Origin of the sequence: Pseudidiomarina sp. (genome assembly GCF_033722695.1) — a bacterium.
GTDB lineage: Bacteria > Pseudomonadota > Gammaproteobacteria > Enterobacterales > Alteromonadaceae > Pseudidiomarina.
Genome location: NZ_JAWVYM010000002.1, coordinates 114,064 through 132,840 on the forward strand (window position 1 = coordinate 114,064; position 18,777 = coordinate 132,840).

The 18,777-nt window shown below is 51.4% G+C and carries 21 protein-coding genes and 1 other RNA gene; 17 read left to right on the top strand and 5 right to left on the bottom strand.

What is annotated here, in order from left to right:
- The first annotated feature begins 16 nt into the window (after positions 1-16).
- A complete protein-coding gene (gene ribBA / locus R3196_RS01550; RefSeq protein ID WP_413242890.1) occupies positions 17-1,087 on the top strand; it encodes a bifunctional 3,4-dihydroxy-2-butanone-4-phosphate synthase/GTP cyclohydrolase II in 1,071 nt (356 codons plus the stop codon).
- Here the strand turns inward: ribBA and R3196_RS01555 are convergent.
- The 4 genes from R3196_RS01555 to R3196_RS01570 are packed head-to-tail and all read right to left on the bottom strand — an operon-like array spanning position 1,062 to position 5,059.
- Positions 1,062-1,964, bottom strand: a complete 903-nt coding sequence (locus tag R3196_RS01555) for a 2-dehydropantoate 2-reductase (RefSeq protein WP_318934849.1) — start codon at positions 1,962-1,964, stop codon at positions 1,062-1,064. The two genes, ribBA and R3196_RS01555, sit on opposite strands and share 26 nt — an antisense overlap.
- Positions 1,961-3,286, bottom strand: a complete 1,326-nt coding sequence (locus tag R3196_RS01560) for an AmpG family muropeptide MFS transporter (protein WP_318934851.1) — start codon at positions 3,284-3,286, stop codon at positions 1,961-1,963. Before R3196_RS01560 ends, R3196_RS01555 begins: the two co-directional genes overlap by 4 nt.
- Positions 3,283-3,882: a peptidylprolyl isomerase gene (locus R3196_RS01565; protein WP_318934853.1), complete on the bottom strand. Its 600-nt coding sequence runs from the start codon at positions 3,880-3,882 to the stop codon at positions 3,283-3,285. Before R3196_RS01565 ends, R3196_RS01560 begins: the two co-directional genes overlap by 4 nt.
- A 25-nt stretch (positions 3,883-3,907) precedes the next feature.
- The gene (locus R3196_RS01570; protein ID WP_318934855.1) at positions 3,908-5,059 is read right to left on the bottom strand and encodes a methyltransferase; all 1,152 of its coding nucleotides are present in this window, start codon (positions 5,057-5,059) and stop codon (positions 3,908-3,910) included.
- 117 nt (positions 5,060-5,176) lie between these two features.
- Here R3196_RS01570 and R3196_RS01575 point away from each other — a divergent pair, with 117 nt between their 5' ends.
- The 4 genes from R3196_RS01575 (at position 5,177) to R3196_RS01590 (ending at position 8,391) form a co-directional block, all read left to right on the top strand.
- Positions 5,177-6,268 carry a ketoacyl-ACP synthase III gene (locus R3196_RS01575; RefSeq protein WP_318934857.1) on the top strand — a complete coding sequence of 364 codons (1,092 nt, stop codon included), beginning with the start codon at positions 5,177-5,179 and terminating at the stop codon, positions 6,266-6,268.
- Positions 6,261-7,019 (top strand): enoyl-CoA hydratase-related protein, encoded by a 759-nt coding sequence (locus R3196_RS01580; RefSeq protein ID WP_318934858.1) that lies wholly within the window; start codon positions 6,261-6,263, stop codon positions 7,017-7,019. Before R3196_RS01575 ends, R3196_RS01580 begins: the two co-directional genes overlap by 8 nt.
- Before the next feature lie 98 nt (positions 7,020-7,117).
- An RNA gene (ffs, locus tag R3196_RS01585) (signal recognition particle sRNA small type) lies at positions 7,118-7,214 on the top strand.
- 88 nt (positions 7,215-7,302) lie between these two features.
- Complete coding sequence (locus R3196_RS01590; RefSeq protein WP_318934859.1) at positions 7,303-8,391, top strand: tryptophan 2,3-dioxygenase family protein; 1,089 nt, start codon at positions 7,303-7,305, stop codon at positions 8,389-8,391.
- Here the strand turns inward: R3196_RS01590 and priC are convergent.
- Positions 8,376-8,720, bottom strand: coding sequence for a primosomal replication protein PriC (priC, locus tag R3196_RS01595; RefSeq protein ID WP_318934860.1), 345 nt, complete (start codon positions 8,718-8,720; stop codon positions 8,376-8,378). The two genes, R3196_RS01590 and priC, sit on opposite strands and share 16 nt — an antisense overlap.
- A gap of 369 nt (positions 8,721-9,089) precedes the next feature.
- Here priC and R3196_RS01600 point away from each other — a divergent pair, with 369 nt between their 5' ends.
- The 12 genes from R3196_RS01600 to dnaX all read left to right on the top strand — a co-directional run bounded on the left by R3196_RS01600 (position 9,090) and on the right by dnaX (position 18,734).
- Positions 9,090-9,872: a DUF3450 domain-containing protein gene (locus R3196_RS01600; protein WP_318934862.1), complete on the top strand. Its 783-nt coding sequence runs from the start codon at positions 9,090-9,092 to the stop codon at positions 9,870-9,872.
- The gene (locus tag R3196_RS01605) at positions 9,869-11,227 is read left to right on the top strand and encodes a MotA/TolQ/ExbB proton channel family protein (protein ID WP_318934863.1); all 1,359 of its coding nucleotides are present in this window, start codon (positions 9,869-9,871) and stop codon (positions 11,225-11,227) included. Before R3196_RS01600 ends, R3196_RS01605 begins: the two co-directional genes overlap by 4 nt.
- Positions 11,228-11,231: 4 nt before the next feature.
- Complete coding sequence (locus R3196_RS01610) at positions 11,232-11,756, top strand: MotA/TolQ/ExbB proton channel family protein (RefSeq protein ID WP_318934864.1); 525 nt, start codon at positions 11,232-11,234, stop codon at positions 11,754-11,756.
- Positions 11,757-11,768: 12 nt separating this feature from the next.
- On the top strand, positions 11,769-12,170 hold the full coding sequence (locus R3196_RS01615) for an ExbD/TolR family protein (RefSeq protein WP_034773945.1): 402 nt from the start codon (positions 11,769-11,771) through the stop codon (positions 12,168-12,170).
- Position 12,171: 1 nt separating this feature from the next.
- Positions 12,172-12,780, top strand: a complete 609-nt coding sequence (locus R3196_RS01620; RefSeq protein WP_318934866.1) for an energy transducer TonB — start codon at positions 12,172-12,174, stop codon at positions 12,778-12,780.
- A 2-nt stretch (positions 12,781-12,782) separates the two neighbouring features.
- Positions 12,783-14,081 (top strand): tetratricopeptide repeat protein, encoded by a 1,299-nt coding sequence (locus R3196_RS01625; RefSeq protein ID WP_318934867.1) that lies wholly within the window; start codon positions 12,783-12,785, stop codon positions 14,079-14,081.
- 137 nt (positions 14,082-14,218) lie between these two features.
- Complete coding sequence (locus tag R3196_RS01630) at positions 14,219-14,608, top strand: hypothetical protein (protein ID WP_318934868.1); 390 nt, start codon at positions 14,219-14,221, stop codon at positions 14,606-14,608.
- A complete protein-coding gene (locus tag R3196_RS01635; RefSeq protein WP_318934869.1) occupies positions 14,578-15,402 on the top strand; it encodes a DUF692 domain-containing protein in 825 nt (274 codons plus the stop codon). The genes R3196_RS01630 and R3196_RS01635 overlap by 31 nt, the downstream gene beginning before the upstream one ends.
- Positions 15,395-16,180: a DUF2063 domain-containing protein gene (locus tag R3196_RS01640; RefSeq protein WP_318934870.1), complete on the top strand. Its 786-nt coding sequence runs from the start codon at positions 15,395-15,397 to the stop codon at positions 16,178-16,180. The genes R3196_RS01635 and R3196_RS01640 overlap by 8 nt, the downstream gene beginning before the upstream one ends.
- Positions 16,181-16,229: 49 nt before the next feature.
- Complete coding sequence (locus R3196_RS01645; RefSeq protein WP_318934871.1) at positions 16,230-16,355, top strand: hypothetical protein; 126 nt, start codon at positions 16,230-16,232, stop codon at positions 16,353-16,355.
- 30 nt (positions 16,356-16,385) lie between these two features.
- Positions 16,386-16,781 (top strand): response regulator, encoded by a 396-nt coding sequence (locus R3196_RS01650; protein ID WP_318934872.1) that lies wholly within the window; start codon positions 16,386-16,388, stop codon positions 16,779-16,781.
- Positions 16,782-16,850: 69 nt separating this feature from the next.
- The gene (gene dnaX / locus R3196_RS01655; RefSeq protein ID WP_318934873.1) at positions 16,851-18,734 is read left to right on the top strand and encodes a DNA polymerase III subunit gamma/tau; all 1,884 of its coding nucleotides are present in this window, start codon (positions 16,851-16,853) and stop codon (positions 18,732-18,734) included.
- Positions 18,735-18,777 lie beyond the last annotated feature (43 nt).

An 18,777-nucleotide genomic window follows, 5' to 3' on the forward strand; every position in this document is an offset into this window, starting at 1 on the left:
TATCCGTCAGGGAAAAATGGTGATCCTGATGGATGATGAGGATCGGGAAAACGAAGGTGATTTAATTCTTGCCGCCGAATGTGTGACCCCGGCTGCAATCAATTTTATGGCGCGCTACGGGCGTGGGCTGATCTGTCTGACGCTTACTGAAGAGCGCTGCGCGCAATTGCAACTGCCGTTAATGGTGAACCAGAACCAGGCGCCTTATGCGACTAATTTTACCGTTTCAATTGAAGCCGCCGAGGGCGTAACTACCGGGATCTCGGCTGCCGATCGCGCCCGTACCGTGCAGGCAGCTGTGGCTACGGACGCCAAACCCAAAGACCTGGTTATGCCGGGTCACATTTTCCCGCTGAAAGCTAAGCCGGGTGGCGTTTTGAACCGGGCCGGGCACACGGAAGCCGGATGCGATCTGGCGCGGCTGGCGGGCTTCGAGCCGGCGGCGGTTATTGTCGAGATCCTGAATGAAGACGGCACTATGGCGCGGCGTCCGGATCTGGAAAAATTTGCCGCTGAACACGACCTGAAAATTGGCACTATTGCTGACTTAATTGAGTACCGCTCGCTGAAAGAAAAAACTGTGCAGCGCAAAAATCATTGCCACCTACCCACAGCTCATGGTGAGTTTGAGCTTATTACCTATCAGGACACTATTGATAAGCAAGTTCATTATGCCCTGGTTAAAGGTGATATCGGCGAACAGGACATCGTCAATGTGCGGGTGCACCTGCAGGATACCTTCAACGATTTATTCGCTACGGATCGGGCTGCTAAGCGCAGTTGGCCTCTGGGCCATGCAATGGATTATATCGGTAAGCAAGGCGGAGTTATCGTCGTGATTGGCCGCCATCAGGATTCCGATGATATTCTCGGGCAGGTAGCTAGTTTCGCCAAAGAAGACCAGGGCGTGCATAAGCCGAGTGCCGCAGCATCCAACGCGTCACGCAATGTAGGTATAGGCTCGCAAATCCTGGCTGATCTGGGGGTGCACAAGATGCATCTGATGAGTTCGCCGAAACGTTACTCGGCACTGTCAGGTTTTGGTCTGGAAGTAATCGACTTTATCGAAGATGAGAAAAATCCTTAGTTAAGGTCGTGACCTGCTGCCACAGTTGTTCATTGGCTGGGGCAGCAGCGCCCACCCGCTGGCAGCCGCTGGCAATATAACCATTCAGATAATCAATTTCCGTAGGCCGTTGGTTGCGCACGTCACTGAGCATGGACGACCAGTTGGCAGCGGTTTGGCTGGCCACGCGCCGGGTCAGGCCAACAATCTCAGCTGCCGGCAGGTCAACGCCGTACTGTGCCGCCAACCAGCTTATTTCTGTCGCCAGCGTCTGCATCAGGTCAGCAACCGGTAAACTGAGCAAATCGCCGTTGCGGCACTGGTGGACAACGGTCAATGGGTTGATTAGGCAGTTCACCGCCAGCTTAGACCAGCGTCGGCGGGTCATATCGGTTTCAGCAGTTAAAGGGGGGAGTGCTGCTCCGAGCACGGTCAGCAGCTCTGCAGGAATTTCGGCGCTACCGCTGACATCAGGGTTAGCCCAGCCCAGCCAGCTCTCGCCGCGTCCGGCATGAACCAGTTCGTCGCCGTGCCGGAAAGCACCATGGGTTGTTACCCAATGCAATGCGGTAGGGGGGACCAGCGTAGCTTCGTGTTCCAGCATACCGTTGTAGCTCAGAACCAACTGACTGCCGGCGGGCAGAGGCTGGTCACGCAGCTCCGCAAGTAAGGGTGCGACCTGATAAGCCTTTATCGCCGCAAATACATTAACTGCGTGACCGGGCCAGGCTTTAAGTACCGGGAACTCACAGGTCTGCTGCTCAAAATTAATGGCTAACTGCGTCGGCAGGTTGCTGCTGGCGCGGCTTTTCAGTTGCACCTGCTGTCCGGCCTGTTGCAAGCGCACCGCCATCAGGCTACCCAGTGCGCCGGTGCCTACCACCAGCCAGGGCATCATAACTGACTCCGGTGGTAGCTGGTTTCAAGTTTCAGCAGTTTGTGCCGTAACAGAAACAAAATCAGCAAACTCGGCAATACCATCAGTGCGGTCAGGATGAAGAACAACTGCCAGTCGCCGTCGAGCCAGTCGACCACCATCCCGCTGTAGGACGACAACAGAGTACGTCCGAGGTTGCCCAGCGATGCGAGCAGCGCATATTGGGTCGCGGTAAAAGCACGGTTACATAACAGGCTGATAAAGGCGACGAAAGCAACCGTCGACCAGGCGCCGGTAAAGCCGTCGATCAGTACTGCGGCAAGTAATAAGTTAGTATCGGGCCCAACGCCGGCAATCCAGGCGAACATCAAGTTACTGCTGGCCATGGCGATACCACCAATCATCAGGCCTTTAACTATGCCAAGACGCAGGTTCACCATACTGCCTAATACCGCGAAGACGATAGTGACCCACCAGGTAATGATCTTGGAATAGACCGCAATATCGTCGTTGGTAAAGCCAACTTCCTTATAAAATACAATGGACATCCGCCCCAGAAAGGCTTCACCGATTTTGAATAAAAAGATAAAGGCCAGCATGCCGGCGGCAAGCTGCCAGCCATTGCGCCGGAAGAATTCGGTTACCGGTTCGATCACCGCATTATGCAGCCAGTCGGTGACGTTGTGGAAGCTTCGGACCTCCGGCGCATAACGATGAGGTTCGCGGGCAAAAATAACCAGTAGCAGTTGTAAGCCTAACACGCCGGTTAATAGCAGGTAGCCGTCCTGCCAGTCCCAACTGATGCCGTCGACCATAAAGAAGGGCAGTGCACCCAGGCCGGAATAACCGGTCCACCAGCCAGCTGTTGCCATTGCCGCACCAGCCGATTGCAGACGCGCCTCGTGGGGGCCGAAACATTCAATCCGAAAGGCATCAATAGCGACGTCCTGGGTCGCTGATAACACGGCGATAGCGAGCGCCAGTAATGCCACCAGAGTTAACTGACTGGTGATGTCTATGCGGGTCAGGGCAGCGGTGGCTAACAGAATACCGGTCAGGCACAGGGCGATCCAGCTGCGGCGCTGGCCCAGCCAACGATGTAGCAAGGGGATACGAAAGCGGTCGACTAGCGGCGACCAGCTGAAATTGATTGAGTAAGCGACAAAAACCACGCCAAACAAGCCGATAGCGGTTCGGGACAAACCTTCTTCCTGTAACCAGGCGGATAGCATCGAGCCAATCAGCACCCAGGGAAAACCGCTGATGAGGCCGAAGCCAAAGATCAGCCAGACCCGGGGCTCGCGATAAACTTTAAAATCCTGGTACCAGGGGCGTTCGCTCACGGTTGCGGTAACACTTCAATTCTGATCAGCACCGGCGGCTCTACCGGCACGTCCTGCCAGCCGGTGGCGGCGTGCCAGGGCTCGGATTCGACCTCAGCCATAGCATCCAGGTTGTCCTGACCTTCGACTACCCAGCCAAATACGGCGTAGCCCCAGCCTTTAGTAGATGGATCCAATGATTCGTTATCGCCACTATTAAAAAAGAACTGTCGGGTCGCTGAGTGCGGGTCGGTCTCGCGGGCCATAGCGATTGTGCCATAGGTATTTTTGAGGCCGTTACCAGATTCATTCGGGATCGGATTAAAGGTAGTCAGCGGGGTGAATTCAGCGTCGTAACCGCCGCCCTGAACGACAAAGCCGGGTACGATGCGGTGGAAAATAGTGCCGTTATAACTGCCGGCTTCGACATATTTTAAGAAGTTCTTGACGGTTAGTGGGGCACGATGCCGGTGTAATTCGACCACGATGTCACCGTGGCTGGTCACCATCTTTACACGGGGGAACATGTTATTGGGTTGTATTTCAGCGGCAGCCGGCGGCAGGTAGCAGGCGAGGGCGCTGAGCATGATCATAAGCAGACCAGATAAAAATTTCATAATAAACAACCTTTTCCATTACTGATTAGCGTTTTTTAACACTTAAAATAACGAATTTTGGATTTGCTGCAATCTGTCGGACGGTGCCGAACAGACCCTTCAATGGCTGATGATATGCCAGATGACGGTTCGCCACTACCCGTAATTCACCGCCCTGCCGCAATACGCGCCGGGCATCGCTGAACATTTGTATAGCGATGTGCGAGGTCACCGCATGCTCTTGGTGAAAGGGCGGGTTACATAAAATCAAATCACAGCTTTGTGCGGGTTGCTGGCTCAGACAGTCATCCACAAGGGCCTGATAACGATCGCCGGCAGGGTCAAGGTTTGCGGCAACGTTAGCGCGCGTCGAGGCCACCGCCAGAAAAGATTCATCAATCCAACTGATGCGACTGGCCGGCGACGTGCGGGCATAGCTGATACCCAGTACGCCGTTACCACAGCCTAAATCGACGACAGTTTCAGCACCGGCTGCAGGCAGGTTTTCCAGCAAAAAACGCGCGCCGATGTCGAGCTGATTGCGGGCAAATACACCGGCGTGGTGTAGCAATTCCAGGTTTAACTCCGGCACTGACCAGCGATTTATAAACTGGCTATCGTCAATGGCAACAGCCTTAAAACGCGCCTGTAACAGCCGCGATTTTTTCTGCGCCAGGGATACCTCAACCTGATCACAGTAACGCTGAAACAAGTCACGCACGGCGGGAGTAAAGATTTTACTCTTGGCCGCTGCCACCAGGGGTGTACCCGGCGGCAGCTCAGCCGCCAGGCGCGCCAGTTGAAATTCCAGCAGGCTCAGGCTTTTGGGAACTTTCATCAGCACCCGATCAACATCGACTGGCAGCGGGTCGAGCGGGCTGAGACTCTGCAGTTGATAAGGCAACCGATTCAGGTTCAGGTTATGTTCCCAGGCGCGATGACTGATATAAGAGTCACTGACACTAGCTACAGATAAATGAGCCAGAGGCATCAGCAGGGCGCCAAACTGATCATTAAAGAGCAGCGGCTTGCTGATGGTCGGATGCGCGACAAGATAGTCGTGAATCAGCTCATCGGCGGCATCCCAGGCTTGCAGATTACGCGGACTGTTTACCGGCAGCCGTTGCAGATAAAAGCTACCGGCGGCGGTATTTAGACGCTGATCAGGGGATATTGCCGGGCGCTGCTGGGTTACCATCGGATTATCATTGCCTTACTATTGAGTTGGGTTTGACTTACAATTGGTCGGACATTTCACTCTGAAACATTCGTGCTATGATAGCGAAAAAGTAACTGTGACTATAGGTTTTATAACGTGAAAATACATGCAGAAATAACAGGTTGGGGAAAGTGCCTGCCACCAGCGGTAATGACAAACGAAGATCTGGCGACTTTTCTGGATACGTCCGACGAATGGATCCGTACCCGTACGGGTATCGAAGAGCGTCGGGTCAGCCACCTGGGTACTTCACATTTAGCTACAGTTGCTGCCCGAAACGCGCTGGCGGCGGCCGATCTTGATCCCAATGATTTAGATTTAATTCTGGTCGGCACCTGCACAGCAGACGAAATCATTCCCAACGTGGCATCAGCTGTGCAACGTGATTTAGGCGCTAAATATGCCGCTGCTTTTGATCTGAACGCCGCCTGCAGTAGTTTTTTATATGGTCTGCATTATGCCACCCAGTCAATTCGTACCGGTGCTCACAAAAAAGTTCTGGTTATTGGTGCTGAACGGCTGACGCGGATCCTGGACTGGACCCGCCGCGAAAGCGCGGTGCTGTTTGGTGATGGAGCGGGTGCAATGGTACTGGAAGCCAGCACCGAAGAGACCGGCTTGTTGGCCTCACATGTAACCTGTGATGCCGATGCGCGGGACGTGCTGGCGCTGGAATTCGGCATGAGTTTTGATCGCTTTGATTTTGACGGCATCATGCCATTCAACTTTGTCGGGCAGGAGATTTTTAAGCGTGCAGTCAAGGGTATGAATATTGCCATTGATAAGGTATTCGCGGAAACCGGCCTGACCACGGATGATATTGATTCGCTGATTCCGCATCAGGCGAATAAGCGTCTGATTGATTATCTGGCCAAACGCTGCAACGTACCGGAATCTAAAACCGTTATTAATATCCAGAAGTACGGTAATACCTCGTCGGCAACGCTGCCGATTGCTTATACCGAAGCACTGGAGCAGGGCATCATTAAGCCCGGCGACACCATAGTATCGGCGGTATTTGGTGGCGGTCTGACTTGTGGGGCGGGGATTATTAAATGGGGCCAGCGCGTAAGGCCGAAACAAAATAACCAGATGCAATTACCGGGGACTGACAAGTCAGCGCTGGATCTTATTCTGCCAATGCATCTGGCCACTAAAAAAGCATGGGAAGCCAGAGGCAATGAGTAATTACAGCAGTGAGTATGTAAAGTCAGAACTGAAGAACGGCGTAGTATGGCTCACCCTGTTACGTACTGATAAAAAAAACGCCCTGACACAGGATATGTATCGTGCTCTGACGCATGAGCTGCAGCAAGCTGAGCGGGACAGTTCGGTCGCCGCGGTGGTGCTGACCGGCAGTGGCGATAGTTTTACCGCTGGCAATGATTTGCAGGACTTTCTGCAGATTAAAGAACTGGATAGCAGCGCTGCCCCATTTGAGTTTCTCTATACGCTCAGTAGCCTTACGGTACCACTTATCGCGGGCGTAAATGGCCTGGCGATTGGCATAGGCACGACAATTCTGCTGCACTGTGATTTAGTTTACGCCAGTGCGGAAGCGAAGTTTGCGCTGCCTTTTGTCGATTTGGGTCTGGTTCCGGAAGCGGCGTCCAGCTTATTGCTGCCGGCCGCATGCGGGCACTTACGGGCGGCTGAACTGCTCCTGTTGGGCGAAACCATCGATGCCGATACTGCACTGAATTTTGGCTTAGTGAATAAAGTGGTAGATGCTGATCAGCTGCAGCAACAGCTTGAAGGCAGTGCTGCTGCCCTGGCAGCTAAGCCAGCTAAAGGTCTGCGCGCAACGAAAGCGCTGATGAAGTTGCCGGCCGAGCCAGTCGCTGACCGCATCGATCGCGAAGCGCAGGTATTCATCCGCGCGCTAAACTCAGACTCTGCTAGAGCGGCGATTACAAGCCGCTTGCAACGGAAAAAGTAACTAAATCATCAGTACTGGTTAAATTCCCTCCAGTTAGCACCGGCTTGCCTTGCCAGCACGCCGGTGATCATGGATAATGCGCGGCGTTATGGCGGCCTCATTGGTCCCCTCGCAACGCTAACTGATGAATCCGGTCAGGCCCGGAAGGGAGCAGCCGCAGTCAGGGATGCGTGTGCCGGGGTGTGGCTGGTGAGGCCGCCACCCAATTCCTCCTTCGTTATTCCCGCTCTGCAGTGTTAGTATTCGTTTACTCACAGGTAAATGACTAATACGGACACCGCTAATGCCTAAGAATCAAACCCCTGTTTATTACGGCGAATATCTTCGCCTTGACAAGCTCCTTGACGCGCAGCAGCCGCATAGTTCACGTTATGGCGACGAAGCCCATGACGAAATGTTATTTATAATTGTACATCAGGTTTATGAGCTCTGGTTCAAGCAGGTATTGCATGAACTGCGCTCCATTTATAAAGAATTTCAGCAACCGAAGCTGGACGACAAGGCTTTATACCTGGTATCTCACCGGCTGCGCCGGATTCTGACCATTCAGGACTTGATGAATGATCAGGTTGGCGTTATCGAAACCATGACACCCCAGGAGTTTCTCGAATTCCGGGACATTCTGGTGCCTGCATCCGGCTTCCAGAGTGTCCAGTTTAAAGAGCTGGAAATCATCCTGGGGCTGACCCGCGGTAAGCGCATCGCCTTTGATCAGCAATCTTTTTTCAATCGGCTTAACGATGAAGATCGCAATTACCTGGAAGAACTGGAGCGGCAACCGAGCCTGTTTGATCGCGTCGATGACTGGCTGGCGCGTATGCCATTTTTGCAGTTTGAAGACTTCAGTTTCTGGGAGGTGTATCAGCAGGCCGTGCAAAAATCCCTCGATCAGGATGAACAAGTTATTCGGGAAAATGCGGCCGATGTCGAGCAACTGGCAGCTGAACTAGCGGGGTTGCAGTCAAACCGGGATAATTTTGCCGCACTTTTCGATAACGAACGTTATACCGAGTTACAAAAAGATGATCGGGTGCGTTTATCTCAGCGCGCCATGTTAAGTGCGTTATTTATTACGCAGTATCGAGAAGAACCCGCTTTTAACCTGGCCTGGCAGGTCATTACCTCGCTGGCTGAAATGGATGAGAAGTTAACCATCTGGCGTTATAAACACGCTATGATGGTACAGCGTATGCTCGGCACTAAGATTGGTACCGGTGGCTCATCGGGCCATGATTATCTGCGGCGGACTACGGAGCAAAATCGCGTATTTAAAGACTTTTTTGCAATGTCGACCTATTTGCTGCCGAAAAGTACCTTGCCGGAGTTACCGCCATCGGTGCGCCAGGCACTGGGCTTTTATTTTCGTGACTGAGCGGTCGCTTTACGAGGCCGCTCGCTGAACCACCGTATACCCTGGTACAAAGCGCTCATCTGGTCGGCAAGGCGCTGTGCCAGCCATTGCCGGCGACTCTCAGAGCAAAGCTGTTCCAATGCCCGTAGGTTGCTCCGGATCTCATCCAGGTAACAACGTGGTGTCAGCGCATCGCTGCGAAACAGACTATCGTCGAACCAGTCACTGAATTCTTCTTCCTGAATATTGAGTTGCTCGATGTCCTGCTGCATTTGTTGTAGCTGGGCGAGCAAACGCTGTTTGAGCTGTTCATCAAGCATGCTGGTGGTTCCATCTTTGGCAGAACCCATACTTTAGGGCAGAACCGAAGCAATTGCGATAGTTGAAAACTGAACTTTAAGGTTATAAGTAGAGTCATAATTTATGAACTACGCTAATACCTAATGAGGAGTAATATAGACTGCCTGTTAAGATGCTGTAAACGAGATGGAATCTGCAGGGAAGCACTGATTTAACTAAGATCTGTGGGTTGACAGTCTTGTCAGGATCATGGGAGTATTGAGCGATTATTACTTTACAGGTTTAGTTACTACTTGTGGCCTTACTTGTGAAAGTAATAGCTGCAAAGTGTTGATTAAACTCTTTTCGTCACTCAAATAACCGGAAGCTTTCGGCATGGCGTCGTCAGTTGGAAGGTTAAGTCAAATTGGTTGGGAACTATGACCAAAGTAATCAATAAAAGCAAAATCGCTATTGCCTTAGTTGGCATGTTCGCGATGGCCGGCAGCGCTACCGTTGCGGCACAAGATGTTTCCGCGCTGCAAAGCGAAGAAGCAAAAATCCATGAATCAATGAAGCGCGCTCAGTCAAAGATTGACTCCCTGTTTGAGCAGAGTCAGGAATTGCTTTTTGAATACCGCTCTGTTGTAGACGAGTATGAGAACCTGAAAGTTTACAATGATCATGTGGCACGTTTAGTTGATGACCAAAATCAGACGCTGGCTTCATTACAGCGCCAAATCGACGGCATCGATGAAACCAAGCAGGGTGTTATTCCCCTGATGTATAAAATGATCGACTCGCTGGAAGAATTTGTGAAGCTGGATATTCCAATCCACAAAGAGCGTCGTTTAGAGCGCGTTCAGCGTCTGCGTGACATCATGGAGCGCTCTGACGTAACCACTTCTGAGCAGTTCCGCCAGATCATCGAAGCCTACCAGGCAGAGATGGACTACGGTTCAGGTCTGATCGCCTATGAAGGTAAACTTCAGTTTGAAGGCGAAGAGATTTCTGTTGATTTCTTCCATTTAGGCCGCGTTGCACTGCTTGCGCAGTCACTGGACCTTAAAAATGGCTGGATTTACAACAAAGAAACTGACTCGTGGGCAGCGTTAGGCGACGTGTACCTGGGTTCGCTGACTAAAGCGATCCGGATGGCACGTAAGCAAACGGCTCCTGATTTGATTGAACTGCCAATTTTCGCAGCGGAGCGTGCAGAATGAAACAACTAGTGAAATCCTTACTGGTCGCCTTAACAGTCACTCTGTCAGCTGGCGTTACCGCAGTAAATGCTCAAGAAGCCAAGTCACTTGACCAGCTACTTGAGCTGGTAAAACAAAATCGCGTGTCATCACAGAACATCAGTGAAGAACGTCTGCAAGAGTTCACCGCTGAGCGTGCTGACAAACAGGCTCTGTTAAACCGTGCTAAACAGCAGCTGCGTGACGAGAAAGCCCGCGGGCAGCGTCTGCAGACCCAGTTTGCAGAGAATGAAATTGCCCTGGCCAACAAAGAACAGGAACTTGAGACCGCTAAAGGTACTTTGGGTGAAATGTTCGGTGTGGTTCGTGGTTCAGCAAGCGATGTGATTGGTCGTATCGCGACTTCAATCGTTAGTGCCCAGTATCCTGGTCGTGAGAAAGTGCTTGAGTCACTGGCTGAAGCGCAGGAACTGCCAACTATCGCAGAACTTGAAGAACTATGGTTTGCCCTGCTGACTGAAATGAAAGAGTCAGGCAAAACCGTAACCTTCAATACTGACGTGGTCATGCTGGACGGTAGCACGGAAAACCGTGACGTCACCCGTATCGGCGTATTCAACCTGATTTCTGGTGGCATGTACTTTACTTTCAATGACCAGGCTAATGAAATTCAGCCATTGGGTCGTCAGCCAGAGGGTTATGTAACTGCCTCTGTTGAAGACTACCTGGCTCTGGACGAAGGTTATACCGGTCTTTACGTTGACCCGGCTCGTGGCCAGATTCTTAGTCTTGCTACTCAGAAGGCAACTCTGGAAGAGCGTTATCACCAGGGTGGTACAGTAGGCTACGTTATTACTGTAGCGCTACTGATCGGCTTGCTGATTGCAGTGTATAAGTTTATTACTCTGGGTATCGAAAGTGCCAAGATGCGTTCACAGCTGAAGAACACTGATAAGCCTTCTACAGGTAATGCGCTGGGTCGTATCCTTAAGGTCTATCATGAGAACAAAGGCTCTGATGTTGAGAACCTTGAGCTGAAACTTGATGAAGCCATTCTGCGCGAAACGCCGCGTATCGACGCTGGCGTCAACATCATCAAGATTCTGGCAGCGATTGCACCTCTGTTAGGTCTGTTAGGTACAGTTGTTGGTATGATCGGTACCTTCCAGTCTATTACCCTGTTTGGTACAGGTGATCCGAAAATCATGGCGGGTGACATCTCAATGGCGCTGGTAACGACCGCATTAGGTCTGATTGCAGCACTGCCACTGATTTTGATCCACGCGATTGTAGCTGGCCGTGCTAAAGGCATCGTTCAGGTACTTGACCAGCAGGCCGCTGGTATCGTAGCCGCTCACGCGGAGCCAAAGGAGTAATCCTATGATTTACCTGATAGAACTCTGGGAATCTATCAGGGATTTTCTGAGTACCGGTGGCGACGTCTTGTACGTCGTCATGGGAGCGCTCTTTCTCATGTGGGTACTCATGGTAGAGCGCTATTGGTTCCTGGCTGGTGTGTTTCCAAAACTCAAGAAAGAAATTCTCGAGAATTGGGACAAACGGCAGGACACCACCTCCTGGTATGCTCATAAGATCCGTGATGCATGGATTTCCGAAGCTGACGTTAAGCTAAATGCGCGTATTTTGTTGATTAAAACCTGTGTTGCCATTTGTCCGTTAATCGGCCTTCTGGGTACTGTAACCGGTATGATTGCAGTCTTCGAAGTGATGGCAGTACAAGGAACGGGTAACCCACGTCTGATGGCGTCAGGTATCTCGATGGCAACAATCCCGACTATGGCAGGGATGGTTGCAGCATTGTCCGGTATGTTTTTTGCCACGCGCCTGGAAGCGCGGGTAAAACGGGCGAAGCATAAATTAATCGACAGTTTGCCACATCATTAAGAGAGAAGAATTATGGCACGTAACCGTTTTCGTGAAGAGGAAGATGCAGCGATCGATATGACGCCGATGCTCGACATCGTGTTTATCATGTTGATCTTCTTCATCGTAACGACCTCTTTCGTTAAAGAAGCTGGTATTGACGTGAACAAGCCAGAAGCAAGTCAGGCGCAGAAGAAACCTTCGGCCAACATCTTTATCGCTATTCGTGCGAATGGCGAAGTATGGATGGACAAGCGTATGGTCGCTGTTGAGCGTGTTGGCGCCAACATCGAACGTCTGCTGGCAGAGCAACCTACCGATATGGTTGTGATTCAGGCGGACAAAGAAGCCAAACATGGTGTTGTCGTTAAAGTCATGGATCAAATCAAGGAAGCGGGTAATCTCACGATATCCATAGCCGCAGAGGACGATTAATATGGTGCGCTTTATAGTATCAATACTATTAGGTGCGGCTGCCACGTTCCTGTTGTTCGCTTTTATGGCATTTCTGATTAGTGGAGGCGAAGGACGGAACGAGCCGCCTCCACCAACAGCTGCTATCGAAATTGTGAGCCAGCCGGCGGACGAGGATACCGACGTACGTCGTCGTACTCCGCCGCCGCCACCGCCGCCGCAGCAGCCGCCACAGACACCACCAAATGAACCTGACACATCTGATGATGCCGGTATGAATTTGGATCTGGGTTTTGAAGTTGATGTTGGTGGAACAGACACTGGCTTCTCAACCGATGGCGTCAGAACTGATGGTGAAGCAACGCCGATTGTTCGTATTAATCCGCGTTATCCGCCAGCAGCACAGCGCGATGGTATCAATGGTTGGGTGGATCTTCGCTTTACTATTGATGAAACCGGCGGGGTAACTGATGTTGAAGTAATCAACTCAGAACCACGGCGGGTATTCGATCAGGAAGCGCGTCGGGCGCTGTACCGCTGGAAGTATAAGCCGAAGATCGTTGACGGGCAGCCAGTCCGGCAGCCTGGTCAGACGGTCCGACTCGAATTCAATCTGGACGAGGGCCAATAACGATGATGCACAAACAACTCACAGTCTTAGTTAGTGCGAGTATATTGTGTGCTGTGCTGGCAGTTGCTTCGGCACCTGCCACTGCACAAAACGTCAATTATGACTTGCCTTCTGCAGAGACGATTCAGGAACGCAAGGATACCCGTGAGAACAAAGCGGTATCTGATCGTGTCGGACGCCGGATTATGGGCGCTTTCGAGCTGTACAGCGAACAGGAAGATGTGCAGGGCGCTATTGCTGAACTTGAAGATGCGTCGCCTCGCGACCCTTTTGATATTGCTTATGTTAATCGCTTTTTGGGTAACCTCTATGCAGCCGATGATAAGTTGGAGAAGGCGTTAGCGCTGACTAAAAGCGCTGCCGATGCTGATGTTCTTGGCTTTACTGACCACGAAGCCGCGCTTAAGTTAACAGCTGATCTGAGTTTGCAGCTGGAAAAATATGAGCAGGCGATCAACTACTACGGAAAGTGGCTTCAGTTTACCGGTGAATATAACCCTGATGTGTTTCTTCGTATTGCTAACGCTTATTACGAACTGAAGCAGTTTGATAAGGTTATTAAGCCGGCTGACATGGCTATCAGGTACTATGAGGAACCGAACAAGAACCCTTACGTATTGAAAGTCGCGTCGTTTTACGAGCGGAAGATGTATGGTGAAGCAATTAAGGTTCTTGAAAACGGCCTGAATGTACTGCCAGGCGAAAAAGTCTGGTGGAACCAGCTGGGTATGATGTACATGCTCGAAGAGCAAGTAGCAAAAGCGCTGCAGACTCTTGAGATTGCCTATCTGGCCGGTTATTTCGATAAGGAAAGCCAGTACCGTTCATTGGTCCAGTTGTATAACAACAATGAAATTCCGTATAAATCCGCATCGCTGATGGAAAAACATCTGGCGAGTGGCGATATAAAGAAAACGGCTCGTAATTATCAGAGCGCGGCCAATAACTATGAAGCAGCCAGAGAATATGATCGTGCTGCTGTGATGTATGGTGAAGCCGCGAAACTTGAGGAAGATGCAGAGGGTAAAGCCGCTCAGTATCGTCGTCAGGGCACCGCTTACCTGCGCTCCGAGAATTATACCCGTGCCGCAGAGGCTTATCGTAAGTCCATCGATCTGGGTTATGACGATCCAGGCCCGGTTTATATGTCGCTGGCCGAATCCTATTTCTATGCGAATAATTTCAGTCAGGCACTGACCTATATTCAGGAAGCGCAGAAATATGAAGAGCAGCGCCGCAACGCACGTAGCTGGGAGCAATATATCCGGCAGAAAGCGAAAAACCGTGGTGTTAGTCTCTAAGCATTTTTGCTGAGTTAAACTATAAAGCTATTGAAAAAGCCCCGCTAAAACGCGGGGTTTTTTTTAAGTTATCGGCTGAATGAACTATGCTTAGACTCGTTAGTCAAAGTAGTAACTCATCATATCTGGAGGTTAGTATGAACAACGTTAAGAAATCAGTATCTATTGCAGTGGGTGCCATGATGGCGAGTGCTGCCGGTGTCAGTGCTGCGACCGCAAGCCCGTTTTCGTATTCAGAATTAGCGAGTGGCTATCAGCAGCAAAGCCATCAGCAGGTTCCTGACAAGCATAAAGAAGGCAAGTGCGGTGGGGAACGTAAAGAAGAAATGAAAGACAAGGCAAAGGAAGGTAAATGCGGCGAAGGCAAGTGCGGTGAAACTCACAAAGCCGAGATGAAAGGTCATGCCGAAGAAATGAAGGGTAAGGCCGAAGAAATGAAAGGTCACGCCGAAGAAATGAAAGACAAAGCCGAAGAAGGGAAGTGTGGCGAAGGTAAATGCGGCGAAGGCAAGTGCGGCGCAGCGTAGGTATTGGCTTACGGCGGGAGTTTCTGGCGGATGTATTGCACGAAACTCCCGCCGTTGGTTTTTGGGAGGTTGCTCCTGAAAACTGGATACCCAGAGGTAATGAAGCGCAGCGCGAATTGGCTGAGATCAGGGAGCGCTATCCGCTAACCACGCACGGCTTGTCGTTATCCATAGGTAGCCCCGATCCCCTTGATGAACCTTTTGTGCTGGCGATAAAAGATTTTTTAAACCGTTATAAGATAGACCTTTACAGTGAACACCTCAGTTACTGTTCTGCTCAGGGACACCTCTACGATCTGTTACCTATTCCCTTTACTGAAGAAGCGGCTAACTATGTCGCAGAGCGCGTCAGGCGCGTTCAGGAATTGCTTGAGCGACCACTGATCCTGGAAAATGTTTCTTATTATGCAGCCCCAGGCCAGCAAATCCGGGAGCTGGAGTTTATCTGCCAGGTACTGGATCAAGCCGACTGTAAACTCCTGCTTGATGTAAACAATGTTTATGTGAATAGCGTGAATCACAGTTACGACCCATACGAGTTTATCCGCCAGCTCCCGTCGGAGCGTATCGCTTACGGCCATATCGCCGGGCATTTTGATGAAGCCCCTGATTTGCTGATTGATACGCATGGTACTGATGTTAAACCCGAAGTCTGGAAGCTATTAGAGTTTGCCTATCAGCAACACGGGGTATTCCCGACGTTGCTGGAGCGCGATTTTAATATACCGCCATTGGCAGAGTTATGTCGTCAGGCGCAGCAGATTAGTGCCTTACAGGATGCTGCCGATGCCTGATTATCGACAGACCCAACGCGAGTTCGTAGATTGGCTGCGCGATCCCGATAATGCGCCGGCACCGGACTCAGTGGAGATGCGGCGGTTGCGGGTTTATCGGCGGCTGATTGCTAACAACGTCAATAATTTTTTGCGTAGTGGTTTTCCGGTATTACGCGACGTGCTGAGCAAAGCAGTCTGGCAGCAATTAGCCGACAGGTTCATCCGCGAGCATACTGCCGTATCCCCATACTTTTCTGAAATCGGCAAAGAATTTGTTGATTTTCTCGCTGCTCAGCAGGAGTTGCCCGAGTCGGTCCCACCTTATACTTATGAACTGGCGGCCTATGAGCGTATGGAGGTTGAAGCCCTGTTCGCGGTTATCCCGGACGAATTACATCAACTTAGCGCAAGCGAAGCAGCAGCCACTGCTGAGGATAGTCGCTGGTATCTTAATCCCAGTGCGCAAATTGGCAGCTTCAGCTTTCCGGTAGCCTGGATTAGTGCCGATAACGCCGCTCCCGACCCATCGCCGGAAGGATACTTTTTACTGGTGTTCAGACCGTTGAAAAAGGAGCAAGAAGATCAGCCTGCCCGCGTCCGGTTTCTGCAACTGAATCCGGTTACTGCTGTACTGGTCGATTGCTTGCGGCAAAGCCAGTCTGGCTTAACGCGGAATGAACTAACGCAGCAGTTAGTTCAGTTGCTGCCGCAGCTGGATGCGCAAGTTGTACGCACCGGAGTGGGCCAAATTCTTCCCGATTTTGCCGAACGTGGTGTGTTGTTAGCTGCACGTTAATCAAGTATGATCTGCCCCGCAAAATTTATAGTTACCGAGGTATTTTGCTATGGCACATGAAGAAAATTTCCGCGATCGTTCGAATGCAACTATGGGTTTGCTGGCGGTACTGGTTATCGTCGCAATTCCCCTGTTGCCGGCGGTGCTGGCGTGGATGAAGTTTTTCTCCAATTAGAGTACCAATTACCTTTCAAAAGGGTTAAGTATGTCACTATCATTACTGCTGGTTGAAGATAAGCCTGCGACCCGGAACGCTCTGTTGCAAGCTCTGGCTGATAGCGCATTTACGGTTACCTGCGCGACTGATGGTCTGGATGGTTTAAGTCAGGCTAAGGCTAAAGCCTATGACGTCGTTTTGCTGGATCATAAAATGCCCCTGATGGATGGCCTGGCGCTGTTACGTAATCTGCGTGAGTTACCTGAATATAGCCAGACCCCGCTGATATTGATGACAACCCAGGAGCTCAACCAGGTTGAGACCGCGGCGGGCAAAGCCGGTGCTGATCTGTGTCTGCCGAAACCTATTGATAATAGGCGCTTGCTTGGTCTGCTGGCGGATCTTGGCCGTTCTATGCTGCCACCTGAATGCCGGACAGCCTGACCGTTTGCGGACTGTACGCTGTGCAGATTTTAAGGTAACGTAGCAGCATTAACAGCAAAGGATATTGGCATGAGTTATCAGGTTCTGGCACGTAAATGGCGTCCGCGCAACTTTACCGAAGTTGTCGGGCAGCAACATGTGCTGAAGCCGCTAATTAATGCACTGAATTCGGGGCGTTTGCACCATGCCTGGCTGCTGACCGGAACCCGTGGGGTCGGCAAAACGACTATCGCTCGTATCCTCGCCAAAAGTCTCAATTGCGAAACTGGTATTACCGCGTCACCTTGTGGCGAATGCAGTGCCTGCACCGCGATTGATCAAGGACGCTTTGTTGATCTTTTAGAAATTGACGCAGCCTCTCGCACCAAAGTTGAAGATACCAGAGAGTTGCTGGACAACGTCCAGTACCGGCCGACCCAGGGGCGTTTCAAAGTTTATCTGATTGATGAAGTGCACATGCTGTCGCGGCACAGTTTCAACGCACTGCTCAAGACCCTGGAAGAACCCCCTGAGCACGTTAAATTTTTGCTGGCGACCACAGATCCGCAGAAACTTCCTGTCACCGTTTTATCCCGTTGTTTGCAGTTTAATCTGAAAGCGCTGTCGCGAGCCGAAATTGCCGGTCATTTGCAACAGGTTCTGCAGAGCGAGGATATAGCTGCTGATGAGCAGGCATTGCAGTTGTTGGCCCGGGCCGCTCAGGGTAGCTTGCGCGATGCGCTTAGTCTGACCGACCAGGCTATCGCGCAAGGTAATCAGGCGGTTACTGTGGACGGTGTGCAACAGATGCTTGGCAGCGTTCCGGGCTACGAGTTAGTCGCACTGTTACAACAGATTCTTATGGGGCAGGGCGAAGCCCTGTTGCAAACGTTGGATAAAGTCGCCGGCCAGGTCCCTGATCTTGCCAGTTTGTTGTCCGAGCTGCAGAACCTGCTGCACCAGATAGCTTTATTTCAGGCGGTGCCCGCGGTGGCAGATGCGTTGGGTTTAAGCGACGCAGAACAGCGTCTCGCCCGTCAATTGCCGGCGGAGCTGATCCATGTATTTTACGACATTCTGGTACAAGCTCGCCGGGACCTCGATTTTGCTTCGGATACCCGCAGCGGTGTGGAAATAGCTCTGCTGCGCATGATGACTTTCCGTCCCGAATACCTTGAAGTCATAGAAACCGAAGCCACTACTGTTACCCAAATTCGTAATGAACAACAGACCAGTTCAGAAATCAGTGAGGAGTCGCAGCTGCAACGTGATGCTGAACCTGAGCAGATGCAGGAGCGAGAGCAAGAAGCTGAGCCTGAGCCTGAACAGGAGGCCCCAGCTTCCGTTGGCGGTCACGCTGATATCGAAGCGCTGATTGCAACGCGGGATGCTTTGCAGCAAAAAAAAAATCCTGAAGTCGCAGTAACAGCCCCAGCGTCTGAACCGGATCCGCAGCCAGAACCCGAGCCAAAGCCAGCAACACAGCATGAATTCGCGTCGGGAATCGCTGAGCCAGCCGCACAGGAAGCTCCGAAAGCACCGTCACGGCTTGATCCCCTGCGCAAACAGAGTATTGATAAATCGGTCAGAACGGCCGCCGAAGTTGACTCATGGGCGGCAATTATCGATAACAGCGAACTGCATGGACTGGCGCGGCAACTAGCTCGAAACAGTGTTTTGCACAAGGTTGATGATAATAAGTACCAGCTGTGTTTACGCACCGATTGGGCGCACCTTCTTAATGATAGCGCGGTGGAAGTCATCACCGGCATGCTGCAGGATAGCCTGGCAATGGAGCTGACCGATGTGGTGGTACAGAACATTGAACAGCCCACGCCCACTGAAATACAACTCCAGATTGATGCACAGCGACTGCAACAGGCTCATGCCGAGCTGACCGCTGACCCGCTGGCTCAGGCTCTGACAACAACTTTTGGTGCGGTGCTGATCGAAGATAGCGTAAAACCAATCTGAAACCATGATTTATCCGGGCTTAACCGGTATTATTGAACGAACA